The 23,044-nt window shown below is 54.4% G+C and carries 19 protein-coding genes; 4 read left to right on the top strand and 15 right to left on the bottom strand.

The window, feature by feature from the left end:
- The first annotated feature begins 44 nt into the window (after positions 1-44).
- The 4 genes from CFI03_RS15995 to CFI03_RS15980 all read left to right on the top strand — a co-directional run bounded on the left by CFI03_RS15995 (position 45) and on the right by CFI03_RS15980 (position 5,050).
- Positions 45-980, top strand: a complete 936-nt coding sequence (locus CFI03_RS15995) for an ABC transporter permease (RefSeq protein ID WP_248757981.1) — start codon at positions 45-47, stop codon at positions 978-980.
- 77 nt (positions 981-1,057) lie between these two features.
- Complete coding sequence (locus CFI03_RS15990; RefSeq protein ID WP_248757980.1) at positions 1,058-1,939, top strand: carbohydrate ABC transporter permease; 882 nt, start codon at positions 1,058-1,060, stop codon at positions 1,937-1,939.
- A 21-nt stretch (positions 1,940-1,960) separates the two neighbouring features.
- Positions 1,961-3,574, top strand: a complete 1,614-nt coding sequence (locus tag CFI03_RS15985; protein ID WP_248757979.1) for an ABC transporter substrate-binding protein — start codon at positions 1,961-1,963, stop codon at positions 3,572-3,574.
- Positions 3,575-3,589: 15 nt separating this feature from the next.
- Positions 3,590-5,050 carry a glycoside hydrolase family 32 protein gene (locus tag CFI03_RS15980; RefSeq protein WP_248757978.1) on the top strand — a complete coding sequence of 487 codons (1,461 nt, stop codon included), beginning with the start codon at positions 3,590-3,592 and terminating at the stop codon, positions 5,048-5,050.
- A gap of 596 nt (positions 5,051-5,646) precedes the next feature.
- On the opposite strand, the gene CFI03_RS15975 is transcribed toward CFI03_RS15980, so the two are convergent.
- The 15 genes from CFI03_RS15975 to CFI03_RS15900 all read right to left on the bottom strand — a co-directional run bounded on the left by CFI03_RS15975 (position 5,647) and on the right by CFI03_RS15900 (position 23,026).
- Positions 5,647-6,711, bottom strand: a complete 1,065-nt coding sequence (locus CFI03_RS15975) for an LLM class flavin-dependent oxidoreductase (protein WP_248757977.1) — start codon at positions 6,709-6,711, stop codon at positions 5,647-5,649.
- Positions 6,708-8,198: a DHA2 family efflux MFS transporter permease subunit gene (locus CFI03_RS15970; RefSeq protein ID WP_248757976.1), complete on the bottom strand. Its 1,491-nt coding sequence runs from the start codon at positions 8,196-8,198 to the stop codon at positions 6,708-6,710. The genes CFI03_RS15975 and CFI03_RS15970 overlap by 4 nt, the downstream gene beginning before the upstream one ends.
- Positions 8,177-10,210: a dipeptide ABC transporter ATP-binding protein gene (locus CFI03_RS31090; RefSeq protein ID WP_283094558.1), complete on the bottom strand. Its 2,034-nt coding sequence runs from the start codon at positions 10,208-10,210 to the stop codon at positions 8,177-8,179. The genes CFI03_RS15970 and CFI03_RS31090 overlap by 22 nt, the downstream gene beginning before the upstream one ends.
- A gap of 14 nt (positions 10,211-10,224) precedes the next feature.
- Entirely contained in the window at positions 10,225-11,118 is an 894-nt protein-coding gene (locus CFI03_RS15955) for an ABC transporter permease (RefSeq protein WP_127498486.1), read from the bottom strand.
- A 27-nt stretch (positions 11,119-11,145) separates the two neighbouring features.
- Positions 11,146-12,066 carry an ABC transporter permease gene (locus CFI03_RS15950; protein WP_248757975.1) on the bottom strand — a complete coding sequence of 307 codons (921 nt, stop codon included), beginning with the start codon at positions 12,064-12,066 and terminating at the stop codon, positions 11,146-11,148.
- A gap of 21 nt (positions 12,067-12,087) precedes the next feature.
- A complete protein-coding gene (locus CFI03_RS15945) occupies positions 12,088-13,761 on the bottom strand; it encodes an ABC transporter substrate-binding protein (protein ID WP_248757974.1) in 1,674 nt (557 codons plus the stop codon).
- Positions 13,762-13,783: 22 nt separating this feature from the next.
- Positions 13,784-15,127 (bottom strand): LLM class flavin-dependent oxidoreductase, encoded by a 1,344-nt coding sequence (locus CFI03_RS15940; protein WP_248757973.1) that lies wholly within the window; start codon positions 15,125-15,127, stop codon positions 13,784-13,786.
- A 244-nt stretch (positions 15,128-15,371) separates the two neighbouring features.
- Positions 15,372-16,601: a M20 metallopeptidase family protein gene (locus CFI03_RS15935; protein WP_248757972.1), complete on the bottom strand. Its 1,230-nt coding sequence runs from the start codon at positions 16,599-16,601 to the stop codon at positions 15,372-15,374.
- Positions 16,598-17,926 carry an LLM class flavin-dependent oxidoreductase gene (locus tag CFI03_RS15930; RefSeq protein ID WP_248757971.1) on the bottom strand — a complete coding sequence of 443 codons (1,329 nt, stop codon included), beginning with the start codon at positions 17,924-17,926 and terminating at the stop codon, positions 16,598-16,600. The genes CFI03_RS15935 and CFI03_RS15930 overlap by 4 nt, the downstream gene beginning before the upstream one ends.
- Complete coding sequence (locus tag CFI03_RS15925) at positions 17,923-18,435, bottom strand: DinB family protein (protein ID WP_248757970.1); 513 nt, start codon at positions 18,433-18,435, stop codon at positions 17,923-17,925. Before CFI03_RS15925 ends, CFI03_RS15930 begins: the two co-directional genes overlap by 4 nt.
- Positions 18,432-19,619: a M20 peptidase aminoacylase family protein gene (locus tag CFI03_RS15920; protein ID WP_248757969.1), complete on the bottom strand. Its 1,188-nt coding sequence runs from the start codon at positions 19,617-19,619 to the stop codon at positions 18,432-18,434. The genes CFI03_RS15925 and CFI03_RS15920 overlap by 4 nt, the downstream gene beginning before the upstream one ends.
- Positions 19,620-19,640: 21 nt before the next feature.
- The gene (locus tag CFI03_RS15915; protein WP_248757968.1) at positions 19,641-20,651 is read right to left on the bottom strand and encodes an LLM class flavin-dependent oxidoreductase; all 1,011 of its coding nucleotides are present in this window, start codon (positions 20,649-20,651) and stop codon (positions 19,641-19,643) included.
- A gap of 137 nt (positions 20,652-20,788) precedes the next feature.
- Complete coding sequence (locus CFI03_RS15910) at positions 20,789-21,541, bottom strand: amino acid ABC transporter ATP-binding protein (protein WP_127498468.1); 753 nt, start codon at positions 21,539-21,541, stop codon at positions 20,789-20,791.
- Positions 21,538-22,248 carry an amino acid ABC transporter permease gene (locus CFI03_RS15905; RefSeq protein ID WP_127498466.1) on the bottom strand — a complete coding sequence of 237 codons (711 nt, stop codon included), beginning with the start codon at positions 22,246-22,248 and terminating at the stop codon, positions 21,538-21,540. The genes CFI03_RS15910 and CFI03_RS15905 overlap by 4 nt, the downstream gene beginning before the upstream one ends.
- Complete coding sequence (locus tag CFI03_RS15900; protein WP_248757967.1) at positions 22,238-23,026, bottom strand: amino acid ABC transporter permease; 789 nt, start codon at positions 23,024-23,026, stop codon at positions 22,238-22,240. Before CFI03_RS15900 ends, CFI03_RS15905 begins: the two co-directional genes overlap by 11 nt.
- Positions 23,027-23,044 lie beyond the last annotated feature (18 nt).

The following is a 23,044-nucleotide window of genomic DNA, read 5'->3' as shown; positions in this document are numbered from 1 at the left end:
TTCCCGGGCTCCGTATGAAAGCGCACTCTTAAGGGGGAATAACATTGGCAAGCGCATCCATTAGCAGAAAACAAAAGCCAAGCTGGATCTATTACGTATTCAGAAATTACACGCTGTATCTCTTCCTGCTGCCGGCCGTCGTGCTGACCATCGTATTTAAGTATGTTCCGATGTACGGCTCCATTATCGCCTTCAAAAACTTCAGTCCGCTGAAGGGTATCATGGGAAGCGAATGGGTTGGCTTCGAGAACTTCAACCGGTTCCTGTCATCGCCCAACTTCTACGATATTTTCATGAACACGCTGAAGCTAAGCGTCTACGGCTTGCTGCTGGGCTTCCCGGTTCCAATCGTGCTGGCGCTTATGCTTAACCAGATCAGAGGGGCTAGGATCAAAAAAAATATACAGCTGATCCTGTACGCGCCCAACTTTATCTCGGTTGTTGTCCTTACCGGCATGCTGTTTGTTTTCCTGTCGCCGACAGGGGTCATCAACTCGCTTGTCACCATGTTTACGGATAAGCCAATCTCGTTTATGTCCGATCCCGCTTATTTCCGCACGGTCTACATTTTGTCGGGCATCTGGCAAGGCGCGGGCTGGGCCTCGATCATTTATGTTGCCGCCCTCTCCAATGTGGATCCGCAGCTGCATGATGCGGCAACCGTTGACGGCGCTTCGCTCCTGCGGCGCATCTGGCATATCGATCTGCCTACGCTTAAGCCGGTTATGGCGGTTCTGTTCATCTTGGCGGCCGGCGGCATCATGTCGATTGGTTACGAGAAGGCTTTTCTAATGCAGACCGCGATGAATACGCCAACGTCGGAAATTATCGCGACTTACGTCTACAAGGTTGGCCTTCAGTCAGGCGACTATGCTTACTCCACCGCCATCGGCCTGTTTAACTCCATTATCAACATCATTCTGCTCGTCCTCGTGAATGCCGTCGTGAAGCGGCTGAACGAAGGAGAAGGCCTGTATTAAAGCTAATGCTTTCGATGCAAGAATCATCACGAACTGCCATCCGGCTATTTATGTGAAAATTCTTTTTAGGAGGACTTATGGACATTCACATTTCCCGAAAGGACCGCGTTCTGCTCGTTATTACCTACGTCTTGCTTGCCCTGCTCGTGATGATCGTTCTCTTCCCGCTTCTTTACGTGCTCCTTGCCTCCTTCTTGAACCCTAATGCGCTGCTGACGAAGGGGCTGTCGCTTAACGCCTCGGACTGGAGCATAACCGGGTACGAGAAAATATTGAGCAATGCCGCCATGTTAAGAGGCTTTCTGAACGCCATCCTGTATTCCGCGGGTTTCGCGCTGGCTACCGTTGTCGTATCGGTCTTTGCCGCCTATCCGCTTAGCCTTGAAGGTTTTGTAGGCAAACGGCTGTTTATGGTGTTTTTCCTGATTACGATGTTCCTGAGCGGCGGATTGATTCCGACGTATCTGGTTGTCAAAGACCTTAACCTGCTGAATACGATCTGGGCGATAATTCTGCCCGGCGCGGTGAGCGTGTACAACATTATTTTGGCGAGAACTTATTTTGCGGGTATTCCGAAGGAATTAAACCAGGCTGCTCAGATTGACGGCGCTACGGATCAACGACTCTTTTTCCAAATCATCCTGCCGCTTTCCAAACCCATTATCTTTGTCCTTGCCCTATATGCGTTTGTTGGGCAATGGAATTCGTATTTCGACGCGATGATATATCTCGACAACAATCAGCTGTTCCCGCTGCAGCTTGTTCTGCGGTCGATTCTGATTCAGAACCAGGTGGATCCCGGCATGATCTCGGACATTCTTGCCCAAGCCGAGCTGAAGAAGCTGTCGGAGATGATTAAATATTCGTCTATTGTGGTCTCCAGTTTACCGCTCATCATTATGTATCCGTTCTTCCAGAAGTACTTCGAGAAAGGCGTTATGGTTGGCTCCATCAAATAACAGATACGGGGGAATTATTCTATGAAAAAGACGATGTATTCCGCAACAGTCCTTGCTTTGTCCATCTCCATGCTTGCAGGCTGCAGCAGCGGAGACAAAGGCTCGGCCGCTTCCAAGAGCTATGATCTGAAGGAGGTATCCTTCCCGCTGCAGGAGAAAGTGACGCTGAACTTTATGACGCAAAGCTCGCCGCTTGCCCCAACAGACCCGAACCAGAAGCTGATCTACAAGAGGCTTGAAGAGAAGACCGGCGTTCATATTAATTGGAAGAACTTCACCTCGGACTCCTTCGTTGAGAAAAGAAATCTTGCGGTAGCCAGCGGCGATCTGCCGGATGCCATCCTGGATGCGGCCTACTCCGACTACGACCTGCTGAAGCTGGGCACGGACAAAACGATTATTCCGCTCGAAGATCTTATTGCGAAATACATGCCGAATCTGCAGAAGGTGCTTGCGGATGCGCCGGAATACAAAGCGATGATGACCGCGCCGGACGGTCATATTTACAGCTTCCCTTGGATCGAGGAGCTTGGCGCGGGCAAGGAAAGCATTCACTCCGTCAACGATATTCCTTGGATTAACGTGGAGTGGCTGAACAAGCTTGGTTTGAAGATGCCAACTACGACGGAGGAATTAAAGAACGTGCTGCTGGCCTTCAAAAAGGATGACCCGAACGGCAACGGCCAGGCCGACGAGATTCCGCTCAGCGTTGTGATGAATAACGGCAACGAGGATTTGAACTTCCTGTTTGGCTCTTTTGGCCTTGGCGATAACGGCGATCATACCGTTGTAACCGATGACGGCAAGGTAGTTTTTACGGCTGATCAGGATGGCTACAAAGATGCCGTGAACTATTTGCATGATCTGTACGCGCTTGATCTGATCGACGAGGAATCGTTCGAGCAGGATTACAATACTTTCCTGGCGAAAGGCCAAGATGATCGTTACGGCTTATACTTCACTTGGGACAAAGCGAACATTACGGGCAACAACGATAAATATGATCTGATGCAGCCGCTGGCCGGCCCTTCCGGCGAAGTAAACGTCACCCGCACGAACAACTATGGCTTTGACCGCGGCCGCATGGTTATTACAAGCGCGAACAAAAACGTAGAGTTAACGGCGAAATGGATCGACCAGCTGTACGAGCCGCTTCAATCGGTGCAAGATAACTGGGGCACTTACGGCGATGAAACGCAGCAGAACATTTTCAAATTTGACGAGGCAAAAGGCATGCTCGAGCATCTTCCGCTTGAAGGGGCTGCTCCGGCAGAGCTTCGCCAGAAGACGAATATCGGCGGCCCGCTTGCGATCCTCGACGAGTATTACGGCAAATACACAACAAAGCCGGACGATGCGGCTTGGCGCCTTAACATTATGAAAGAAAGACTTGTTCCTTACATGAAGGCGGAGAACAACTATCCGAAAATTTTCTTCTCGCTGGAAGACCAGAAGCAGCTGTCCACGATTGAAACCGACTTGTTCGCCTACGTGAACCGGAAACGAGCCGAGTGGATTAAGACGGGCAAGGTTAACGAGGAATGGGCGGACTACTTGAAAGAGCTGAATCGTCTTGGCCTTGAGAAATGGCTGGAAATCAAGCAAACCGGTTACGACAACTATATCAAATCATAAAAGGTGGACGTTTACTTGGAAGCGATCAAGAAGACAGCATATCGGCCTCTATGGCATTTTGCACCGCAGCAGAACTGGATTAACGATCCGAACGGACTTGTCTATTTTAATGAAGAATATCATCTTTTCTATCAATATCATCCCCATGGCTCGACTTGGGGACCCATGCATTGGGGCCATGCCGTCAGCAAGGATCTCGTTCATTGGGAAGAGCTGGCCATCGCATTATATCCCGATGAGAACGGAACAATCTTCTCGGGCAGCGCGGTGGTGGATTGGCACAACACAACGGGATTCTTCCCTGAGGAGCCAGGTCTGGTCGCTATCTTTACGAGTCATCATGAGATGAAGGGCGAGGCGGTCGTGCAGACGCAAAGCCTTGCTTACAGTCATGACAACGGCAGAACTTGGTTGAAATACGAAGGAAATCCGGTGCTGGGCGCAACGAATAGGCCCGACTTCCGCGACCCGAAAGTATTATGGCTTAAGGACAGCGGCAAATGGTTGATGGCACTAGCCACCGGACAAACCATCTCCTTCTATTCTTCGCTGGACCTGAAAGCCTGGGAGCTTGAAAGCGAGTTTGGCGACGGCATTGGCTTTCACGGCGGCGTCTGGGAATGTCCGGATCTCTTCCAGCTGACGATTGAAGGAACGGAAGACAGCAAGTGGGTACTCTTCGTTAGCGTAGGCGACAATCCGAATTATCAGGAAGGCTCGCGCACCCAGTATTTTGTCGGGGAGTTCGACGGTTCCGTCTTTACGCCCGATGATGATGTACTTCGCTGGCTGGACTTTGGCCGTGATAACTATGCGGGCGTCAGCTTCTCGGATATTCCGGAGGCAGACGGCCGGCGCATCTATACGGCCTGGATGAGCAACTGGCGTTATGCGAATCATGTTCCGTCGAACGGCTGGAGAGGTTCGATGACGGTTGCCCGCACGCTAGGCCTAAAGCGGTTGGAAGAAAACGGCGAAATTGTTATCGTACAGCATCCTGTTGAGGAACTCGAAACATATTTCTCCCGCGTCGCGGCTGAAGCGAAGGACTTGCTGTTAACTGATGGCCGTAAGGAAGTTATCGATTGCGAGCTGGATGCTTTCGAGCTTCGTCTCGAAGCGGAGCAGATTGAGGCTCGGGAGTTAGATATCATCATTCATCATAATGAGAAGCATTACACGACGATTACTTATTCTGCGCAGGAGCAGAACCTTACGTTGCTTAGAGAGCATGCCGGACCAAACGACTTCTCCGACATGTTTGCGCAGCCTCAGCAGATGAAGCTGCACGGTTCTAAGGACCGGCTCAGCCTGCGAATTCTGGCCGACGCCGCCTCCATTGAGCTGTTCCTCGCGGACGGTTCGGCAGCAATGACAAGCCTGATCTTCCCGGACCAGACTTGCCGGAAGATCACGCTTTATGCAATTGACGGCACAGCGCAGCTAGTGAGCTGCACGGTGCTGGCAGCGGAATAACCGAAAAAGCAATCCCAAAAGCCGATGGCTTGGGGATTGCTTTTTTCGTAACAAGCTTCCGGTTAAGGTCCCTAAGGGAGCTTAACCGGAAGCTGTAATATCCTATTAAACACGTTAAGGTCCCTCATGGACCTTAACTGCACGCAGACACGCTATTTGATGCCTGTTAGCTCCAAGCTTCGTTAAGTTAAGGTCCCTGAGGGACCTTAATCATTGAACATTACCTCTTATGCTGTGTGTTAAGGTCCCTAAGGGACTTTAACGTCTCACCGTTTCAGTAAGTCTACTCGTTGGCATACTCGATAAGACCGTCGCGCTTCGACGCCAACCCGCCAATTCAGCAAGTCCGCACATCATTCCATGTCCGATAAGACCCTGCCAGGGTCTTACCATTAACCAATTAGCTACTTCACTAGCGAATAAGACCCTCCGAGGGGCTTAACTCAACGCCAACCCACCATTTCAGCAAGTCCGCACATCATCCCATGTCCAATAAGACCCTGCCAGGGTCTTATCACTAACCAACTAGCTACTTCTCTAGCAAATAAGACCCTCCGAGGGTCTTATTTCGACGCTTTCCCACCATTCCGCCTTTATCACCCAACCGGAATTTCTTTCCCCTGCTGCTCCTCCCAAACCCAGCTTGGCACTTCCCGGCGCAGTACGGGGGCGATATCCGAAGCGAACCGCTCCATCTGCTCCTGCTGCTCGGCTTCGGATAGGCCGTCTACGCTAAGAGACAGCACCTGGTGACCAAAGGCCGCTTGGTAGTTTAATATTTTCTCGATAATCTGCTCCGGGCTTCCGATCAGGCTTGGACCTCTGGCGATATTATCCTCAAGCGAGGTAAACGGAGATTGGTTATGCTGAGCGGCGGCCGTTGCCTGGAACGCCTCATAGTAAGGACGATACCGCTTAATAGCCTCCTCCGTCGTATTCGCGATATACAAGCTGCCGGCGCCTGAACCAACAACCGCTTTCCGCGGATCATGCCCGTAATACGCCAGTCTCTCGCGGTAATGATCGATGAGATCCTTGTATTTCGCCTGCGGATGGAAGCTGTTCGAGGAGAAGATCGGTTCGCCGTAACGAGCGGCAAGCTCGGTGGAGCGGGTGCTGGACGCGCTCCCGTGCCAGATCGGAATCGGCTTTTGCAGCGGTCTTGGCTGCGTCGCCACCTCATGAAGCGGCGGTCGGTACTGGCCTTGCCAGGTCACATCCTCCTCCCGCCAAAGACGCCGCAGCAGCTCGTAGCGCTCCTCCATCGAATCCCATTGCTCCTCTTCCGTGATTCCGAAGAGCGGGTAATGCCGCGGATCGTTGCCTTTGCCGATAATCATCTCCAGTCTTCCGCCGGACAGATGATCAAGCGTCGCGTAATCCTCGGCTACCCGCACCGGGTCCAGTACGCTAAGCACCGTTACAGTCGTCAGCAGTCGAATGCGCGAAGTTCTTGCCGCAATAGCCGTCAGCAGCAGCGGAGGAGAAGAAGAGAGAAACGGCGCTCCATGCCGTTCCCCGATGCCGTATCCTTCAAAACCAAGCTTCTCGGCAAGCACTGCCTGCTTGATTATATTTTCGATTTTTTCGCTGGTCGTAAAATGCTCCCCCGTCACCGGGTTCTTCAAATTCATAACCAGGCTGAACCATATAAATTTCATAAGCTTTCACTCTCCTTTGGCGTCGTAAGCGGTGGTGCCGGCATCCGTCTGCCCAGCAGCAAAGCAATCGGAATTGCGCAGGCGACGATGATGCTGGATACGAAAAACACATCGTGAATACTGTGCATGTAAGCTAGACTATATGCCTTCGTCCCCTCTTCTCCTCCGCCTGAATCAGCCAGATGAACCGACAGCCGGGAGTAAAACAACGACGTGCAGAGACCTAAAGCCATAGCGCTAAATACTTGCCTCAGCCAATTGAGCAAAGCCGACGCATGCCCGATCCACTCCTCGGGAACGGACGACATGCTTGCGTTGGTGGTTGGCGTTGAAGCCAGGCCGGTACCGATATTTCGGATGGCGAGCCACACGATAATCGCAATAAGACTGGTTTCCGGAGGCATTTGACTGAAATAATAGGTACTCACAACCAGAATCGCGCAGCCGATCATAATCAGCTTGGCCGGTCCCGCTTTGCGGTACCATTTGCCGGCGGCAAACGTGGCAGCCGTTAAGCATGCCGCGGCGGGAAGAAACAGAAGACCAACCCTGAACGGCGATAAGCCTTTCATCTCGACCAATAATAAAGGCATGAAATAAACAACCGAATAAAGTCCAAACGACAGAATAAGAGAGGCCGTCAGACTCAGTGAAAATCTGGGGTTGAGCAGCAGCCGAAGCTGCAATAGAGGATGGTCGCTGCGGGGAGCCTGCCATATAAATAGCGCAAAGCTGCCGACGCCAACAAGCAGCATCGCCCAAGTAAGCAAGCTGTTCCAGCCCCATACGGTCATGTTGCCGAATAGCAGCAGCAGCGCGAGACTTCCGCCCGTTGCAAGCAGCAGCCCCGGCCAATCCAATCGGGCGAGACCGTTTGCCGAGTCCTTCGGAATAACAATCGCTCCTACAATCCAAGCGACAAACCCGACCGGTACGGTCACCAGGAAAATAAGATGCCAATCGAAGCTTTGCAGCCAGCCGCTGAGCGACGGGCCAATCGCTGTTCCCAACACCGTGGAGAAGGACCACACGCTAAGGGAAAAGGATTGCTTTTCCGGCCTAATCGTCCGGTAAATCAGAGCAAGCGACACCGGCTGAATAAGCCCGCAAAACAGCCCTTGTACAATACGAAACGCAATAAGCGCACCGACATTCCAAGACAGCGCGCATAGAAACGAGCTGACCGTAATTCCCCCGATTGCAAACAGAAACAGCCGCTTGCAGCCAAACCGCTCCATCGCATAGCCGGTAATAGGAACAACAATGCCGCTCGCCAGAGTAAAGCCGGTCATCATCCACTGAACCGTCTGCAGCTCCGTGCCGAATATCCGGATAAAACCGGGCAGCGACACGTTAAGCGAGACGACATGGTACATCCCGACAAAGGATCCGATAAAAATAGCCGTCAGCACCGGCCAGAATGCCGGGTAGGATGCTGCCGCCGGCTCCTTCTGCTCCGCCTGCTTCATAGTAAGGTATAGTGGCAAGCCGCATAACGATCCTCGCCTAACGGGCGAAGCTCCGGCTGCTCCTTCCTGCATCTTTCCGTCGCAAACGGACAACGGGGGTGGAACCTGCAGCCGCTTGGCGGATTTGCCGGCGAAGGGATTTCGCCTTGGATCGATGCAGTGCCGCGTTGACCCGGGACGGGCTGCGGAATCGATTCGATGAGCAGCTTCGTATACGGATGGGCCGGCTGGCGGAACAGTTCATCGCTTGGCGCGATCTCCACAAGCTTGCCCAGATACATCACGCCAATCCTGTCCGAAATATGTCTTACAATCTGCAGGCCGTGGGCGATAAACAAATAAGTCAGACCCAGCTTCTGCTGAAGCTCCTGCAGCAAATTAACGATCTGCGCCTGAACGGACACGTCCAGAGCAGATACGGCTTCATCGGCAAGAATAAAGCTTGGGTTCAAGGCAATTGCCCGGGCAATGCCAATCCGCTGCCGCTGGCCTCCTGAGAACTCATGCGGATATTTGCTGACGCTCGCCGGATCAAGCCCCACCAGCCCGAGCAGTTCTTCCACGCGATGCCGACGTTCGCCAGCCGTCCAAGCGCCATGTACTTTAAGCGGTTCGGCAATACTGTCGCCGATCGTCCATCTAGGGTTTAAAGAACCGTAAGGGTCCTGAAAAATAACCTGCATATCCTTCCGTAACGGACGAAGCTGCGAGCCATTTAATCCTGTCAGCTCCTTGCCCTGAAACAGCACCTTGCCTGAAGTCGCCTGCTCCATTTGCAAAAGAACCCGGCCAAGCGTAGATTTGCCGCTTCCCGATTCGCCAACCAGACCAAACGTTTCATTCCGCCTGATGGAGAACGAGACATCGTCAACCGCCCGGATGAAGGTACGGGGCGCGGTAAAGCTTTTTCGCTTCACCGGATAATACTTGCGCAGATGATCGGCAGAGAATAGGATTTCGCTGTCTGTGCCGGAAAGGGCAGCTTCCGACCGTTCATCATGCGCAGCAGACTCTTCTACCCGCAATGCGGCGGATTTGCTTCTAACCGCAGGCTCTGCGGAAACCTGCTCCGCATGCCAGCAAGCCACTCCGCTTCCGCTCTGTTCAACAAGCGGCGGAGCTTCCGCCCGGCATCGCTCCGTTGCGTATTCGCAGCGGGGATGGAACAAGCAGCCGCCGGGTAACGCGGCAAGTGACGGAATAGATCCCCGAATTGCATAGAGACGTTCGCCGCGTACGCTGTCCAGAGGAGGAATCGATTGAAGAAGTCCTCTTGTATACGGATGACGAGGTCTTGCGAACAAATCCTCAGCCGCCCCCTGTTCAACAATCCGTCCGGCGTACATGACGACAATGCGATCCGCCATCTCCGCGGCAATGCCGAGGTCATGGGTAATGAGCAGAATCGACATCCCGAGCTCCTGCTGCAGCTCCTGAAGCAGCTGCAAAATTTGGGCCTGGATCGTAACATCCAGAGCCGTGGTTGGTTCATCGGCGATGAGCAGATCCGGGCTGCAGGAGAGCGCCATCGCAATCATTGCCCGCTGGAGCATGCCGCCGGATAACTCGCCGGGATACTGCTTCATCCGGATTGCCGCTTCTGGAATACCAACGCGGCTTAATAACTGAATGCCCCTATCCCAGGCGACCCGCCGGCTTACCCGCTCGTGCTGCATGATCGTCTCGACAATCTGCTGGCCAATGGTGAAGACCGGGTCAAAGGCGGCCATCGGCTCCTGGAAGACCATCGCTACCCGCTTGCCGCGCAATTGCCGGAGCTCGGCTTCAGGCAGCGCCGCAATATCGCGTCCCTGCAGCAGGATGCTTCCCCGCGTGATGGAACCTTTCTCGTAATCAATAAGCCGCATAATCGCTTTGGAAGTGACCGTCTTGCCGCTGCCGGATTCTCCGACAAGGCACACGGTTTCCCCGGGCTGTATCGAGAAGGATATATTCGTAATCGCTTCAAGCAAGCCATTTTTGGTCCGAAAACCAACGGACAGCTCCCGAATATTAAGCAACGCCTCCAATAGAGCTCCCCCTCCTACCTCGTGCTTTTCTTCGGATCAAGCTGATCTCTCAGCCGGTCGCCGATCATATTGACTGCCAGCACAAACATCGTGATCGCAAGCCCCGGGAACGTACAGATCCACCAGGCAACCGTCAAATAGCCTCGGCCCTGCGACAGCAGCGTTCCCCAGTCCGGCACTTCCTTAAGCACGCCAAGGCCAAGAAAGCTAAGCCCCGACCCGGTCAGAATCGATGTCCCGATGCCTATCGTCGCCATGACGAGAAGCGGGGACAGCGAATTGGGCAATACATGCTTCCAGAAGATGTGGAAAGGCGAAGCGCCGGCAGCCTGCGAGGCCTGAATAAACGTCCGGCCTTTAATGCTCATAATCTGCGACCGCATAATACGCGCATAACCCGGTATGGAGGCTATGGCTACAGCCAGCACAATATTAAACAGGCTTTTGCCAAGCGCTCCCGCAATCGCAAGCGCAAGCAGGATGCCCGGGATGGTCATCAGAATATCGTTGAAGCGCATCAGCACCGCATCGATCCAGCCCCCCGCGTAACCGGATAAAGCGCCAATCGCCCCGCCTGCCAGTCCCCCGACAAGAACGGAAGCGAAGCCGATAAACAGCGAATCCCGGCTGCCGTATACAACCACGCTGAATATATCCCGGCCGAAATAATCCGTTCCGAACAGATGCGCCGCGCTTGGCGGCTGCATAATGCTGTCCGTTAACATCTCGGTAGGGGAATAAGGGGCAATCCAGGACGGCACAACCGCGCATGCCGCAATAAACAAGATAACGAGGGCTGCCGCAAACAGGAACAGATTGCTTGCCGCCAATCGTTTGAAACGGATAGCCGTCAGGCGTCCACCGCTTCTTTTGTACGGGAGTGTACGGGCCGTAGCCGCTTCACGCATACGTACTTGGCTCCTTTCTCCATAACCTTACGCCGAGCGCCTTACTCTCGGATCAATTAGCGAATAGGACAAGTCGACAAGCAGGTTCACCAGGACGTAGATCAGCGCGGTAAAAAAGATAACGCCCTGCACGACCGGCAGATCCTTTGCCATCAAAGCGTCCCCGATAATCCGTCCGATGCCTTGCCGTGAAAATACCGTTTCAATCACGACGGTTCCGGCCAGCATCTCCCCGATCAGCATGCCAATCATCGTGACCGCGGGAATAAGCGCATTCCGCAGCGCATGCTTATACATCACGGCACGCTCGGACAAACCTTTGGAGCGCAGCGTCAGCATAAAATGCTCGTCGATAATGTCCAGCATGCTGCTTCGGACCATTCTTACGATAAAGCCGGCTCCAACAATGCCCAGCGTAAGAGCCGGAAGCACAAGCGTGCGCCATCCGTCCGAGCCCATGGCCGGAAACCAGCCAAGCTGCAGACTAAACAGCACAATAAGCAGAATGCCCGACCAGAAGGTCGGCATCGAGATGCCGAACAATCCGACGAGACGGGCAAGGTAATCAATGGGACCGTTGCGGTGAACGGCGGACAATACGCCAAGAACAAGGCCAATCGTGACCGAGACCAGCGCGCTTGCCGCCGTCAGCGCCAGAGTAGCGGGGAAATGCTCAAGAATTTTATCCAGCACCGGCTCGGAATTTAATAAGGAATTCCCGAAGTCTCCCCGCGCCATGTCGCTTATGTACCGAACGAACTGGATATAGAAGGGCTGATCCACGCCCAGCTGATGCTTCAGGTTCGCAATCTGCTCCGCCGTGGCAACCGACGGATCGATCATCGAATCCGTCGGGTCGCCGGGCAAGACATACAGGATCGCGAACACCAGCACCAAGGTGCCCGCGATCACCAGCAGGGAAGAGAGAATACGTCCAGCAATGTACATGGCGATCCGCCTCCCTATCGTTTAAGAACTAAGCGAGACCCCGTTGAACAACGGATAGCCCAGCGAATCAAATACAAGTCCTTGCACGGATTTGTCCGCGGCTACCGTATACGGGAATACGTAAATCGGCAGAATCACCGCTTGGTCGATAATGTAATGCTGGATTTGCTTATAAATGTCCGCGCGCTTTGTATCGTCCGTTTCTACCCGGCCTTGCTCAAGCAGCTTGTCGATCTCCGGATTGGATAAACGCGTGAGCGACTTCGGAGCGTTTGGAGCGGTAGTATGATAGAACGAATACAGGGCGTTTGGATCCGAGTTCACCTGACTGTTGCCGTAGAGATCGTAATCGCCATTGGTATAAACGACCGTCCGCACGTCCTTCGTGATCTCTACCTCAACCGCAATGCCAAGCGCCTTCAGCTGCTGCTGAATGATGACCGCGATATCATTGCGTTTCTCGCGGTTTGGCGTTCCATCCACGTAATGGATGGTCAGCTTCTTGCCGGCTTTTTCGCGAATGCCATCCGAGCCTTTAACCCAGCCCAGCTCATCCAGCAGTGCGCCCGCCTTCTCAAGATCCGGCTTCACTCCGTTCTCAAGCGAAGCATCGTAACCGAAGGTTCCCGGCGTAAGCGGCGACCAAGCGCGGTCATACGTCCCCAGATACAACGTCTTCACAATGCTATCGACGTCAACGGCGAGCTGGACCGCCTGTCTTGCTTTCGCATCGTTCCAAGGCTCATGCTCTTGATTGAAGAACAGCGTATAAGGCAGGCCAACCGTGTTGGCTCCAAGCAGCTGAACCTTCGAATCGCCCTTCAAGGCTACGATATTTTGCGGAGGAACCGTTTCAGCCGCCAGCACCTGACCGCTCTGCACGCTGCCGATTCGGGTTGCTTCTTCCGGCACGATCTTGAAGGTAATGCCGTCCAGATACGGCGCGCCCGCATTCGTTACAAGCTCTGGCGCCCACTTATAATCGGGGTTCTTCGCCACTTGAATTTCGGCGTTCTGCTCCCATTTCACGAACTTGAACGGTCCTGTGCCAACCGGATTCAGACCAAATTGGTCACCGTATTTCTTCGCCGCCGTTGGCGATACGATGCCAAGCAGAGCCTGGCTCAGGTTGCCGAGGAACGCGCGCGACGGCGTAGCAAGGTTCAGCTTCACCGTATACTCGTCAATCACTTCCGAGGATTGATACGGAGCGAGCAGAGCCGCCGCGTTCGCAGCCTTCGTAGCCGGATCGAGAATACGGTCGAAGTTATATTTGACCGCTTCGGCGTTAAACGGCGTGCCGTCCTGGAACTTCACGTCTTGACGCAGCTTGAAGGTATAGCTCAGACCGTCTTCCGAAATCTCCCACGAAGTGGCAAGCCAAGGCTTGATGGAATTGTCCGGAAGCTGTACAACAAGCGAGTCGTAAATCGTGCGGATGACGCGTACGGCAACGGCGAGGCCGCTGCGATGCGGATCAAGCGTATCCGGCGAAGTAGCGAGAGCGTAGGTCAGCTCTCCGCCTTGCTTCACTTCCGTGGAAGCTGCAGGTGTATCCGTCGACTGCTGCTGCGCCTGCTGGCTGTTATTGCCGCTCCCTTTATTTGACGCGCACGCCGACAGCACCAGTGCCAGAACTAACAATAACGCCGCCGAGCTGTGGAGTGATTTGCGTTTCGATTTGAATGTATTCATCGGATTTCTCTCTCCTATTCAATTAGTTAACAGTCACTCCAGCCTGTTTGCGCGCCGCGGCGTAACGGTTCTCCGGTACCGGAATCCCCAGGTTGCCGCGAAGCGTATCGGCATCGTACTCGGTGCGGTACAATCCGCGCTCCTGCAGAATCGGAACAACCAGCTCGACAAAATCATCCAGACCGCGCGGCGTAGCCGACGCAATGATAAAGCCGTCCGCCGCTTCTTCCTCGAACCATTCCTGCACTTTATCCGCTACGAATTCCGGCGTGCCGATAAAAGAGTTCCGAGGCGTTGCCGCCTGCAAAGCAACCTCGCGAAGCGTAAGCCCTTGTTCCTTCGCACGGCGCTTGATCCGGTCTGTTGTGCTGCGGAAGCTGTTGGAGCCAAAGGCGCCGAGGTCCGGGAACGGTGCGTCCAGCTCGTATTGCGAGAAGTCGTGATGCTCGAAAAATCTTCCCAGATGATCGAGCGCCTTCTCGATCGTAACCAGGCCCGCAATCTGCTGATACTTCTCTTCCGCCTCTTCCTGCGTACGTCCGATAATCGGCCCAATGCCAGGGAAAATAAGCGTATGCTCGGGATTACGGCCATTCTCGGCCACGCGGCGCTTCACGTCGCGGTAGAACTCCTTCGCCTCTTCGAGCGACTCCGGACCGGTAAATACGGCATCAGCCGTCTTTGCGGCCAGATTGCGTCCGCTCTCGGAGGAGCCTGCTTGGAATACAACGGGCTGACCTTGCTTCGAACGCGCGATATTCAGCGGACCTTGCACGGAGAAGAATTCCCCTCTGTGATTCAGGCGATGCAGCTTCTCCGGATCAAAGAACACGCCGGTTTCTTTGTCGCGGACAAAAGCGTCGTCTTCCCACGAATCCCACAGTCCCTTCGCAACCTCCAGGTACTCCTCGGCGATCCGGTAACGTTCGCTGTGCTCGGGATGCGGCTTGCCGCCGAAATTAAGCGCGCTGCCTTCAAGCGGGGAAGTGACGACGTTCCAGCCTGCGCGGCCTCCGCTGATATGATCGATCGACGAGAACTGGCGAGCAACCGTAAACGGCTCGGAGTAGGAGGTCGACAACGTCCCTACAAGCCCGATGTTGGAGGTAACCGCTCCAAGCGCGGACAGGATCGTAATAGGCTCGAACCTGTTCAAGAAATGAGGGATTGATTTTTCGGTAATGTACAGTCCGTCGGCGATAAAGAGAAAATCGAATTTGCCTTCTTCCGCTTTAAGCGCCTGCTGTTTATAGAAACCGATATTAACGCTTGCATCCGCCGGAATATCGGGATGTCTCCAGCCTGAGCTGCTGCCGCCAACACCATGAATAATAGCTCCCAATTTCAATGCTCTCTTCTTCGACATATACACTCCACCCTTATCTTCTTTTTTGTATGACTCAATAAAATTCCGGTAAAGTAACATATCCCATCTGTTTAATAGGAATTTATCTTGGCAATACTCTAACACCCGGCTTTCCGCGGCACAATAGCATATAAATCTCTTCTATCGACCGTTAGGCATCATCTATGGGTCAAGGCTTTCCGAAGAAAAAAAACACCAACTGCCGCTTCATCACGCAGCAATCGGTGTTTTCTTCCTACTATGACTATGTTCCCGCAGCAAGCTGAACGAACAGTCTGGTGCCATGAACAAGCACGGACTCATCCAGATCAAACTTAGGCCGGTGAAGCCCTTCCCGGATGCCAAGCGATTCATTCCCGCAGCCCAGCAAAATAAAAGCGCCCGGCACCCGGTCCAAATACCAGCCGAAATCTTCTCCGGCCAGGCTTGGCTCAAGCTGCTGCCGCACATTATCCCCGCCAAGCACGGCCGTGCCGGCGCGGATAACCTCTTCGACCGCTTCACTGTCATTCACAACCGCAATCCCTTCGCGAAGAGCAATATGGTAGAAGCCGCCATAGGCAAGCGATGCCGCTTGCGCATGACGTTCCAGTCCGGCCGTAATGGCCGCAACGGTCTGCTTGCTGAACGCGCGGAAGGTCCCGGTTAAGACGCTTTGCTCGGCAATCGCGTTAATGACCATACCGGCTCGCACGGTTCCGAAAGCAAGCACGGCTTGCTCCCGCGGATCAATGCTGTTAGCCATCATCCCGTTTACCCCGGCAATATAAGCCCCTGTCATTTGGATGGCATCGGCGGCTAGATGAGGCGAGCTGTGATGGCCGTTCTTCCCTTGAAACGTCACGTGGAAATGGGAAGAGGCCGCCATCGCATATTGCGAATGGATGCCAATCATGCCCGCATCAAGCTCCGGCCATACATGCAGGGCATAACAACGGTCAACGCCTTCGAGAATTCCCGCCTCGATCATATCCCTTCCGCCGGAGAGCAGCCGTCCGTCCAGCGGACTTGGCAGCGCTCCTTCCTCGGCAGGCTGAAAGACAAAACGGATCTCCCCGGCAAAGCTCTCCCGGTAAGCCGCAAGCGTCTTTGCCGCTCCAAGCAGCATAGCGGTATGCGCATCATGACCGCAGGCATGCATCACGCCGTCGACCGAGGATTTATAATCGACATCGTTTTGTTCCGTAATCGGCAAGGCATCCATATCGGCACGCAGCAGAAGGGTCCGGCCTCCCTCAAGCCCGCCGCGCAGCACGCCAACTACTCCCTTGCCAAAATGGGGGCCGACGCCCGTCTGGACGTCGATCCCCCATTCTTCGAGCAGCCCCGCAACCCGTGCCGCCGTACGATGCGTATCGTACAGCAGCTCCGGATGACGGTGCAGGTCGCGGCGAATTGCGATTAGCTCGTCATGCAGCGAACCCGCATACGCCAGCATTTCCTTTATGGCTGCTTTATTGATGTTCAAGCTCAAACGTGCTCGGCTGCTTTCGTATAACGGTTAGCCGGGATTGGCAGGCCTAGATTGCCGCGCAGCGTATCGCCTTCGTACTCTGTGCGGAACAAGCCGCGTGCCTGCAGAATCGGAACCACATGCTCAATAAAATCCTCAAGCCCGTGCGGCACCGAAGAACCAACCATAAAGCCGTCGGCAGCGCCGGCTTCGAACCACTCTTGTACTCGGCCCGCAACCTGCTCAGGCGTTCCGATAAAGATAGGACGAGGAGTCGCAACCTGCAGAGCCACTTGACGCAGCGTCAGACCTTTCTCCTTCGCATTGGCTTTGATTTTGTCCGTGCCGCTTTGGAAGCTGTTGCGGCCGAGATCGCCCAGTTCAGGGAACGGCGCGTCCAAATCGTATTGGGAGAAGTCATGATGCTCGAAGAAGCGTCCCATGTAGATGAGCGCATTTTCCGCCGATACAAGGTCCACAACCTCCTGGTATTTGCGCTCCGCTTCTTCCTCCGTGCTGCCGATAATCGGACCGATGCCCGGGAAGACAAGAACGTTATCCGGATTGCGTCCAAATGCGGCCGCGCGGCGCTTCACGTCCTGATAGAACGAAACCGCGTCTTCAACCGAATCATGACCGGTAAAGATCGCATCCGCATGTTTGGCGGCATAGTCCTTGCCCACATCAGACGCACCCGCCTGGAAAATAACCGGCTGGCCCTGCTTCGAGCGGGCAATGTTCAGAGGACCTTTTACGGAGAAGAACTCTCCTTCGTGATTCAGCGTATGAAGCTTGGCAGGGTCGAAGAAGACGCCGGACTCTTTGTCGCGGACAAACGCATCGTCTTCCCACGAATCCCACAGGCCGCGCGTGACCTCCAAGTATTCCGTCGCGATCCGGTAACGCTTGTCATGGTCCGGATGCTCCTTCTTACCGTAGTTCAGCGCGGAGCCTTCAAGCGGGGAAGTGACGATATTCCAGCCTGCGCGGCCGCCGCTGATCACGTCAAGCGAACCGAACTGGCGTGCAACCGTAAACGGCTCGCTGTACGAAGTCGAGAGCGTGCCGACAAGACCGATATGCTTGCTGACAGCCGCCAGCGCGCTTAAGATCGTAATCGGCTCGAAGCGGTTCAGGAAATGCGGAATCGATTTTTCGTTAATATAAAGACCGTCCGCGATAAACGCCAGATCGAACTTGCCCGCTTCGGCTTTCTCGACCCACGATTTGTACAGCTCGAAATTGACGCTTGCATCGGACGGAATCTCCGGATGTCTCCACAGCGAAGTGCTGCTGCCGACGCCATGAAGCATCGCGCCCAGCTTTAATTGTTTGCGTGCTGTCATTGCGCATTTCCCCCTTTTGCTGTCGATATCGTAACGGACGGTCCTTGAGCGATGTAAGCGGCTTTGATCCGGTCAATCTGACCCAGATGATGCTGCACATGCTTCGTGAAGCCTTGAATAATGTCGCGGACGCGGACCGTTTCCCCTTTGAAGTTGATGCCGGTCTTATCCAGATCCTGCTCGCTCAGACGGCCAAACAGCAGACCGTTGTATTGCAGCAGCGCCCAGAACACGTTCAAAATGTCGGACGCGTTACCGTCATTGGAATGCTGGCCAGATACCCACAGGTCCTGGTTAAAAGCGGGAAGCTGCGCCTTCGTATCCGCGAGAATGTCGCGGATGCGGAAGGATACAACGATATTATGATCGGCCAAATGGGACAGCACCTCGGTAATGCTCCATTTCGCTTCGTTTTCTTTCCATTTCAGCTGCGTTTCTTCTACCCCTGCGATCGCCTGGGTCAATTGAAGATGCGTGTCCAAATAAGCTTGAATATCGATGGCACTCATTGGAAATCCTCCTTTGGATCTTGCGGCTCGGCCGCAAAGTGTGATAATGCGCGAATAACCGTACCGGCTAAGAAATCAGACGCAACCGGCAGTGCCCGCTCATCGAGATCAAACGCCGGATGATGCCATTCTTGTGGACCGTCCGTCCCTACAAACACGAATAGTCCCGGAACCTGCTGCTGGTAGGCCGCAAAATCTTCCCCGGCAAGAGATGGTACCGGATTAACCGGAAGCAGCTCCAATCGCTCGGCTTCCCGCCATGCCAGATCCGCTAGCCCTTCATCGTTGTGAACCGGCGGCGGACCTTCAATCCAGCGGACTACGGCGGTAGTATCGAAGGCAGCGGCAACGCCCGCTACCACCTGGTCGAATCGCTCGCGGACGCGGCGGCGGATATCGGGATCAAAAGTACGGATCGTGCCGTCCAGTACGGCCTTCTCCGGAATCACATTCCATGCCGTACCGCTGTTCAGCTTCGTCACGCTGATGACCGCGCTGTCGAGCGCCCCTACATTGCGGCTGACAATCGATTGCAGCGCGGTAACGATATGCGCAGCCGTTAGAACGGGGTCATTGCCGGCTTCCGGTACGGCGGCATGCGAGCCGCGTCCCGCAACTTCAACAACAAAGCCGTCGGCGGCAGCCATAAGCGGACCGCCTTTAATGCCAATCGTGCCAACCGGCAGATCCGGCTTGTTATGCAGGCCGAAGATTGCCTGCACGCCTTCCAGCGCACCGCTTGCGATGACCTGCCGCGCGCCTTTCGCCTTCTCTTCGGCCGGCTGGAAGATCAGCCGTACCGTACCTTTCAGCTCCTGCTCGCGTTCCTTCAATAAATAAGCGGCTCCGATGAGGGCAGCCGTATGAAAGTCATGGCCGCAGGCATGCATTTTGCCAGGAACAGCCGAAGCAAACGGCAATCCCGTCTCTTCCTGAATCGGGAGGGCGTCGATATCGGCGCGAAGCGCAATAACCGGCGTTCCCGTTCCGATCTCGGCGATAACGCCGGTCTTCAGCGGATAATCCGCGATACGGATGCCGCCCGCTTCAAGCCAGCTCTTGATGCGGATTGTCGTTTCAAATTCCTCGTGGGACAGCTCCGGATTCCGGTGCAGCTCCCTGCGGATATCCGTCAACCGGCTTGCCAACGCAGCAGCGCTGCGGGTTGTTGTATCGTTACTCATTTGTCCACCTCACCTCCCAGCTTAAGCCGTTACTTCGGCAAATGCCTCGCTAAGCAGCTCATACGAGCGGATCCGTTTCTCAAACGGTGAAATATTCGTTGTGATAATAAACTCGTCTACGCCGGTCGCTTCCTGCAGGGCAAGCAGCTTGCCGCGCACCGTTTCCTTGGAGCCTGCCGCAATAAGCGGCTCTTTCTCTTCAATCGTGTATTCCTCGCCGGATTGCTGACCGTAAGCCTCGGCTTGCTCCACCGTGCCAAGCGTAACCTTGCGGCCGCTGGCCAAATGCACCTTCACCAGCTTTTGCGGCGGAATCAGGCTGACGGCTTCCTCGTCCGTATTCGCCACGATTGCAGCCAATGCCAGAATCGCCTGCGGCGCTGCACCCAGCTCATAATTAAAGGCTTGCTTATATTTAAGAACCGAATCAACGGCAGCTTGTTCGTCTCCTCCGATAAACAGGGAGAATACGTAAGGCAGGCCAAGACTTGCAGCCAGCTCCGCGCTGTCCGCGGAAGCACCCAGCACATGCAGCTCCGGTGCAACAGCCGGGATAGGCGTCGCCTTAATACCTGCCAGCGGACCTTCTTCCTCCGTCCGTCCCTCTACGTATCCGCGGAGCTCAACGATTTTGTCCGTCAGCGACAATGGGTTTACGATGCTCTTCTGCAGCGCCTGCGTGCTGCGCGGAAGTCCGCCGGGAGCTCGGCCTACGCCAAGATCAACGCGGCCTGGCTCGAGGGAAGCAAGAACATGGAAGTTCTCCGCCACCTTATAAGGGCTATAGTGCTGCAGCATGATGCCGCCGGAGCCAACCCGAATCTTATTAGTGCGGGCGAGCAAATAGGAGATTAGAACCTCCGGCGAAGAGCCCGCTACATGCTCGGAATCATGATGCTCCGACACCCAGAAGCGGCGGAAGCCAAGCTCCTCGGCTTTTTGCGCCAACGCAACCGTATGAGCGAATGCTTCGGTTGAAGTTTCGCCCGGGTAGACCGGGCTTTGATCCAAAATGCTTATTGTAATGGACATGCCATAACCTCCTAAAAAGAATGATCACACAAACAGCCTGAGAAGAGCTGTTCGTGATGATTCTTGCATCGAAAGCCTAAGCTTAAGAATGATCGCACAAACAGCCTGGGAAGAGCTGTTCGTGATGATTCTTTGTACTAAATCGAATAGCTCGGCTCCGTTGAAAACCGCTTCAGGAACTGTTTGGTCCGCTCTTCCTGCGGATTCCCGAACAGCTCGGCCGGAGGGCCCTCCTCAACGACAACGCCGCCGTCCATAAACACCACATGATTCGCTACATCCTGGGCAAAGCCCATCTCGTGCGTCACGATAATCATCGTAATGCCTTCCTTGGCAATCCGGCGGATAACGGCCAGCACTTCACCCACAAGCTCTGGGTCGAGCGCCGACGTCGGCTCGTCAAACAAGATTACCTCGGGCTCAAGCGCAAGCGCTCTTGCGATGCCGACGCGCTGCTGCTGACCGCCGGACAATTGACTTGGATAAGCATCCAGCTTAGCGCCGAGACCTACCTTCTCGAGCAGCTCAATGCCGCGTTTGCGCGCTTCTTCCTTGCCGATCTTCTTTACCACGATCAGTCCCTCGATGACATTCTCGAGCGCCGTCTTATGGCTGAACAGATTGTATTGCTGGAACACCATCGCCGAGCGCTGGCGCAGCGAATAAATGTCCTTTTTCCCCGCATGCTTCGCGTTAAGGGCGAAATCGCCGATCCGGATCTCTCCGTCGTTTGGCTTCTCCAAATAATTGATGCAGCGCAGCAGCGTGGTTTTGCCGGAGCCGCTTGGCCCCAAGATGGCAACAACCTCGCCTTTATTAACGGTGAGATCAATCCCTTTCAGGACCTCGTGGCGTCCAAACGATTTGTGGATACCGCTAAGCTTAATCATGCTACCCCTCCCTTGCTGTACACGCGGATTCTTCTTTCGATAAGACCGGTAAAACGTTCAATAAGGATTGTTAAACCCCAGAATATTAAAGCGGCGGCTACGTAAGATTCGAAGAACTTCCAGTTCGTCGAAGCTACGATCTGCGCTTTGGCGTTCAAGTCGACAACCGATACGGTAAAAGCAAGCGTCGAGCCGTGAAGCATCCCGATAACCGAGTTGGACAGGTTCGGCAAGCTTGCTGCCAGCGCTTGAGGAAATACGATGCGGCGGAGCGCCTGCGGCGTTGTCATCCCAATCGACCAGGCCGCTTCCATCTGCCCGCGGTCCACCGCCAATAATCCGGAGCGGACTACCTCCGACAAATAAGCGCCTGCCGTAATCGAGAACGAGATGTAAGCAAAGCCGATCATCGGGATTTTGGCCGAATTCCATCCGAGATCGAATTGCGCCGACAATCCGTCTACAAGCATCGGCAATCCGAAATAGATGAGGAGCAGATGCGTCAGCATCGGCGTCCCGCGGATAAAGGTCACATAACCGCTCGACAGCTGGGACAGTACCGGAATCCGGTAAATCCGGGCAAGCGCCGTTATTACGCCGATCACAAATCCGACGGACACGGATACGAGAGTAATAAGCAGCGTTGTTGGAACAGCCGACCATAGCTGCAGGAATGCGGTCCATATAAACGACGGATCAAGCTTCATAACGCGGCACCTCCTTTAATTCGCGGGTTAAGCCGCCCAAGGACAGGCGCCCCCGTTTTCTGCTGAAGAACCGGTTCTTCTCATTGCTATCCCTGCGCAGATGGCGGGACAAGCGGCGCTCTGCGAGCAGCATAAGACGTTCCAATACGATACTCATAACGAGATAAATAAGGGCTAGCGCAATATAAGTTTCGATAAAATGCTGGGACAGCGAGCCAAGCGTCTGAGCTTTGCCCGTCATCTCCATAACGCCGAGCGTAAAAGCAAGCGATGTATCCTTCAGCATCGCAATGACAAGATTGGTGAATACCGGAACGGCAATCCCTACCGCCTGCGGCAGCACGATCCGGGTAAAAGCCTGATACCCGGTCATGCCTACGGCATAAGCCGCTTCCACCTGACCCCGGTTAACCGCAAGCACGGCCGCACGGATCGTCTCCGATACATAGGCACCAACGTTAAGACCAAAGGTGAGAATAACGAAATAAAGGACGGGAAGCTTTGAGATGTCGATCGACACCAGCTTCAAAATTTCCGGAAGGCCGTAATAGAACAGGAACAGCTGAATGAGAACCGGCGTGCCCCGGAAGAAGGAAACATACACCATCGATACATTCCGAAGCACCGGTACGTTGTATAGGCGGGGCAAGGCGACAAGAAAACCGACAAGCAGCCCCAGTCCGATAGCGCCTGCCACGATTAGCAGGGTAATATTCAGCGTACTCAGCAGTTTGGGAATAAAATCGAACACATAATTAATATCGAAGCCATACTCCATCTTGCGGACTCACCTCTC

The sequence above is a fragment of the Paenibacillus sp. ATY16 genome, from assembly GCF_003399985.2.
Lineage (GTDB): Bacteria > Bacillota > Bacilli > Paenibacillales > Paenibacillaceae > Pristimantibacillus > Pristimantibacillus glycanilyticus.
Note: the sequence above shows the minus strand (reverse complement) of the source record. Positions and strands in the feature narration are given on the sequence as shown.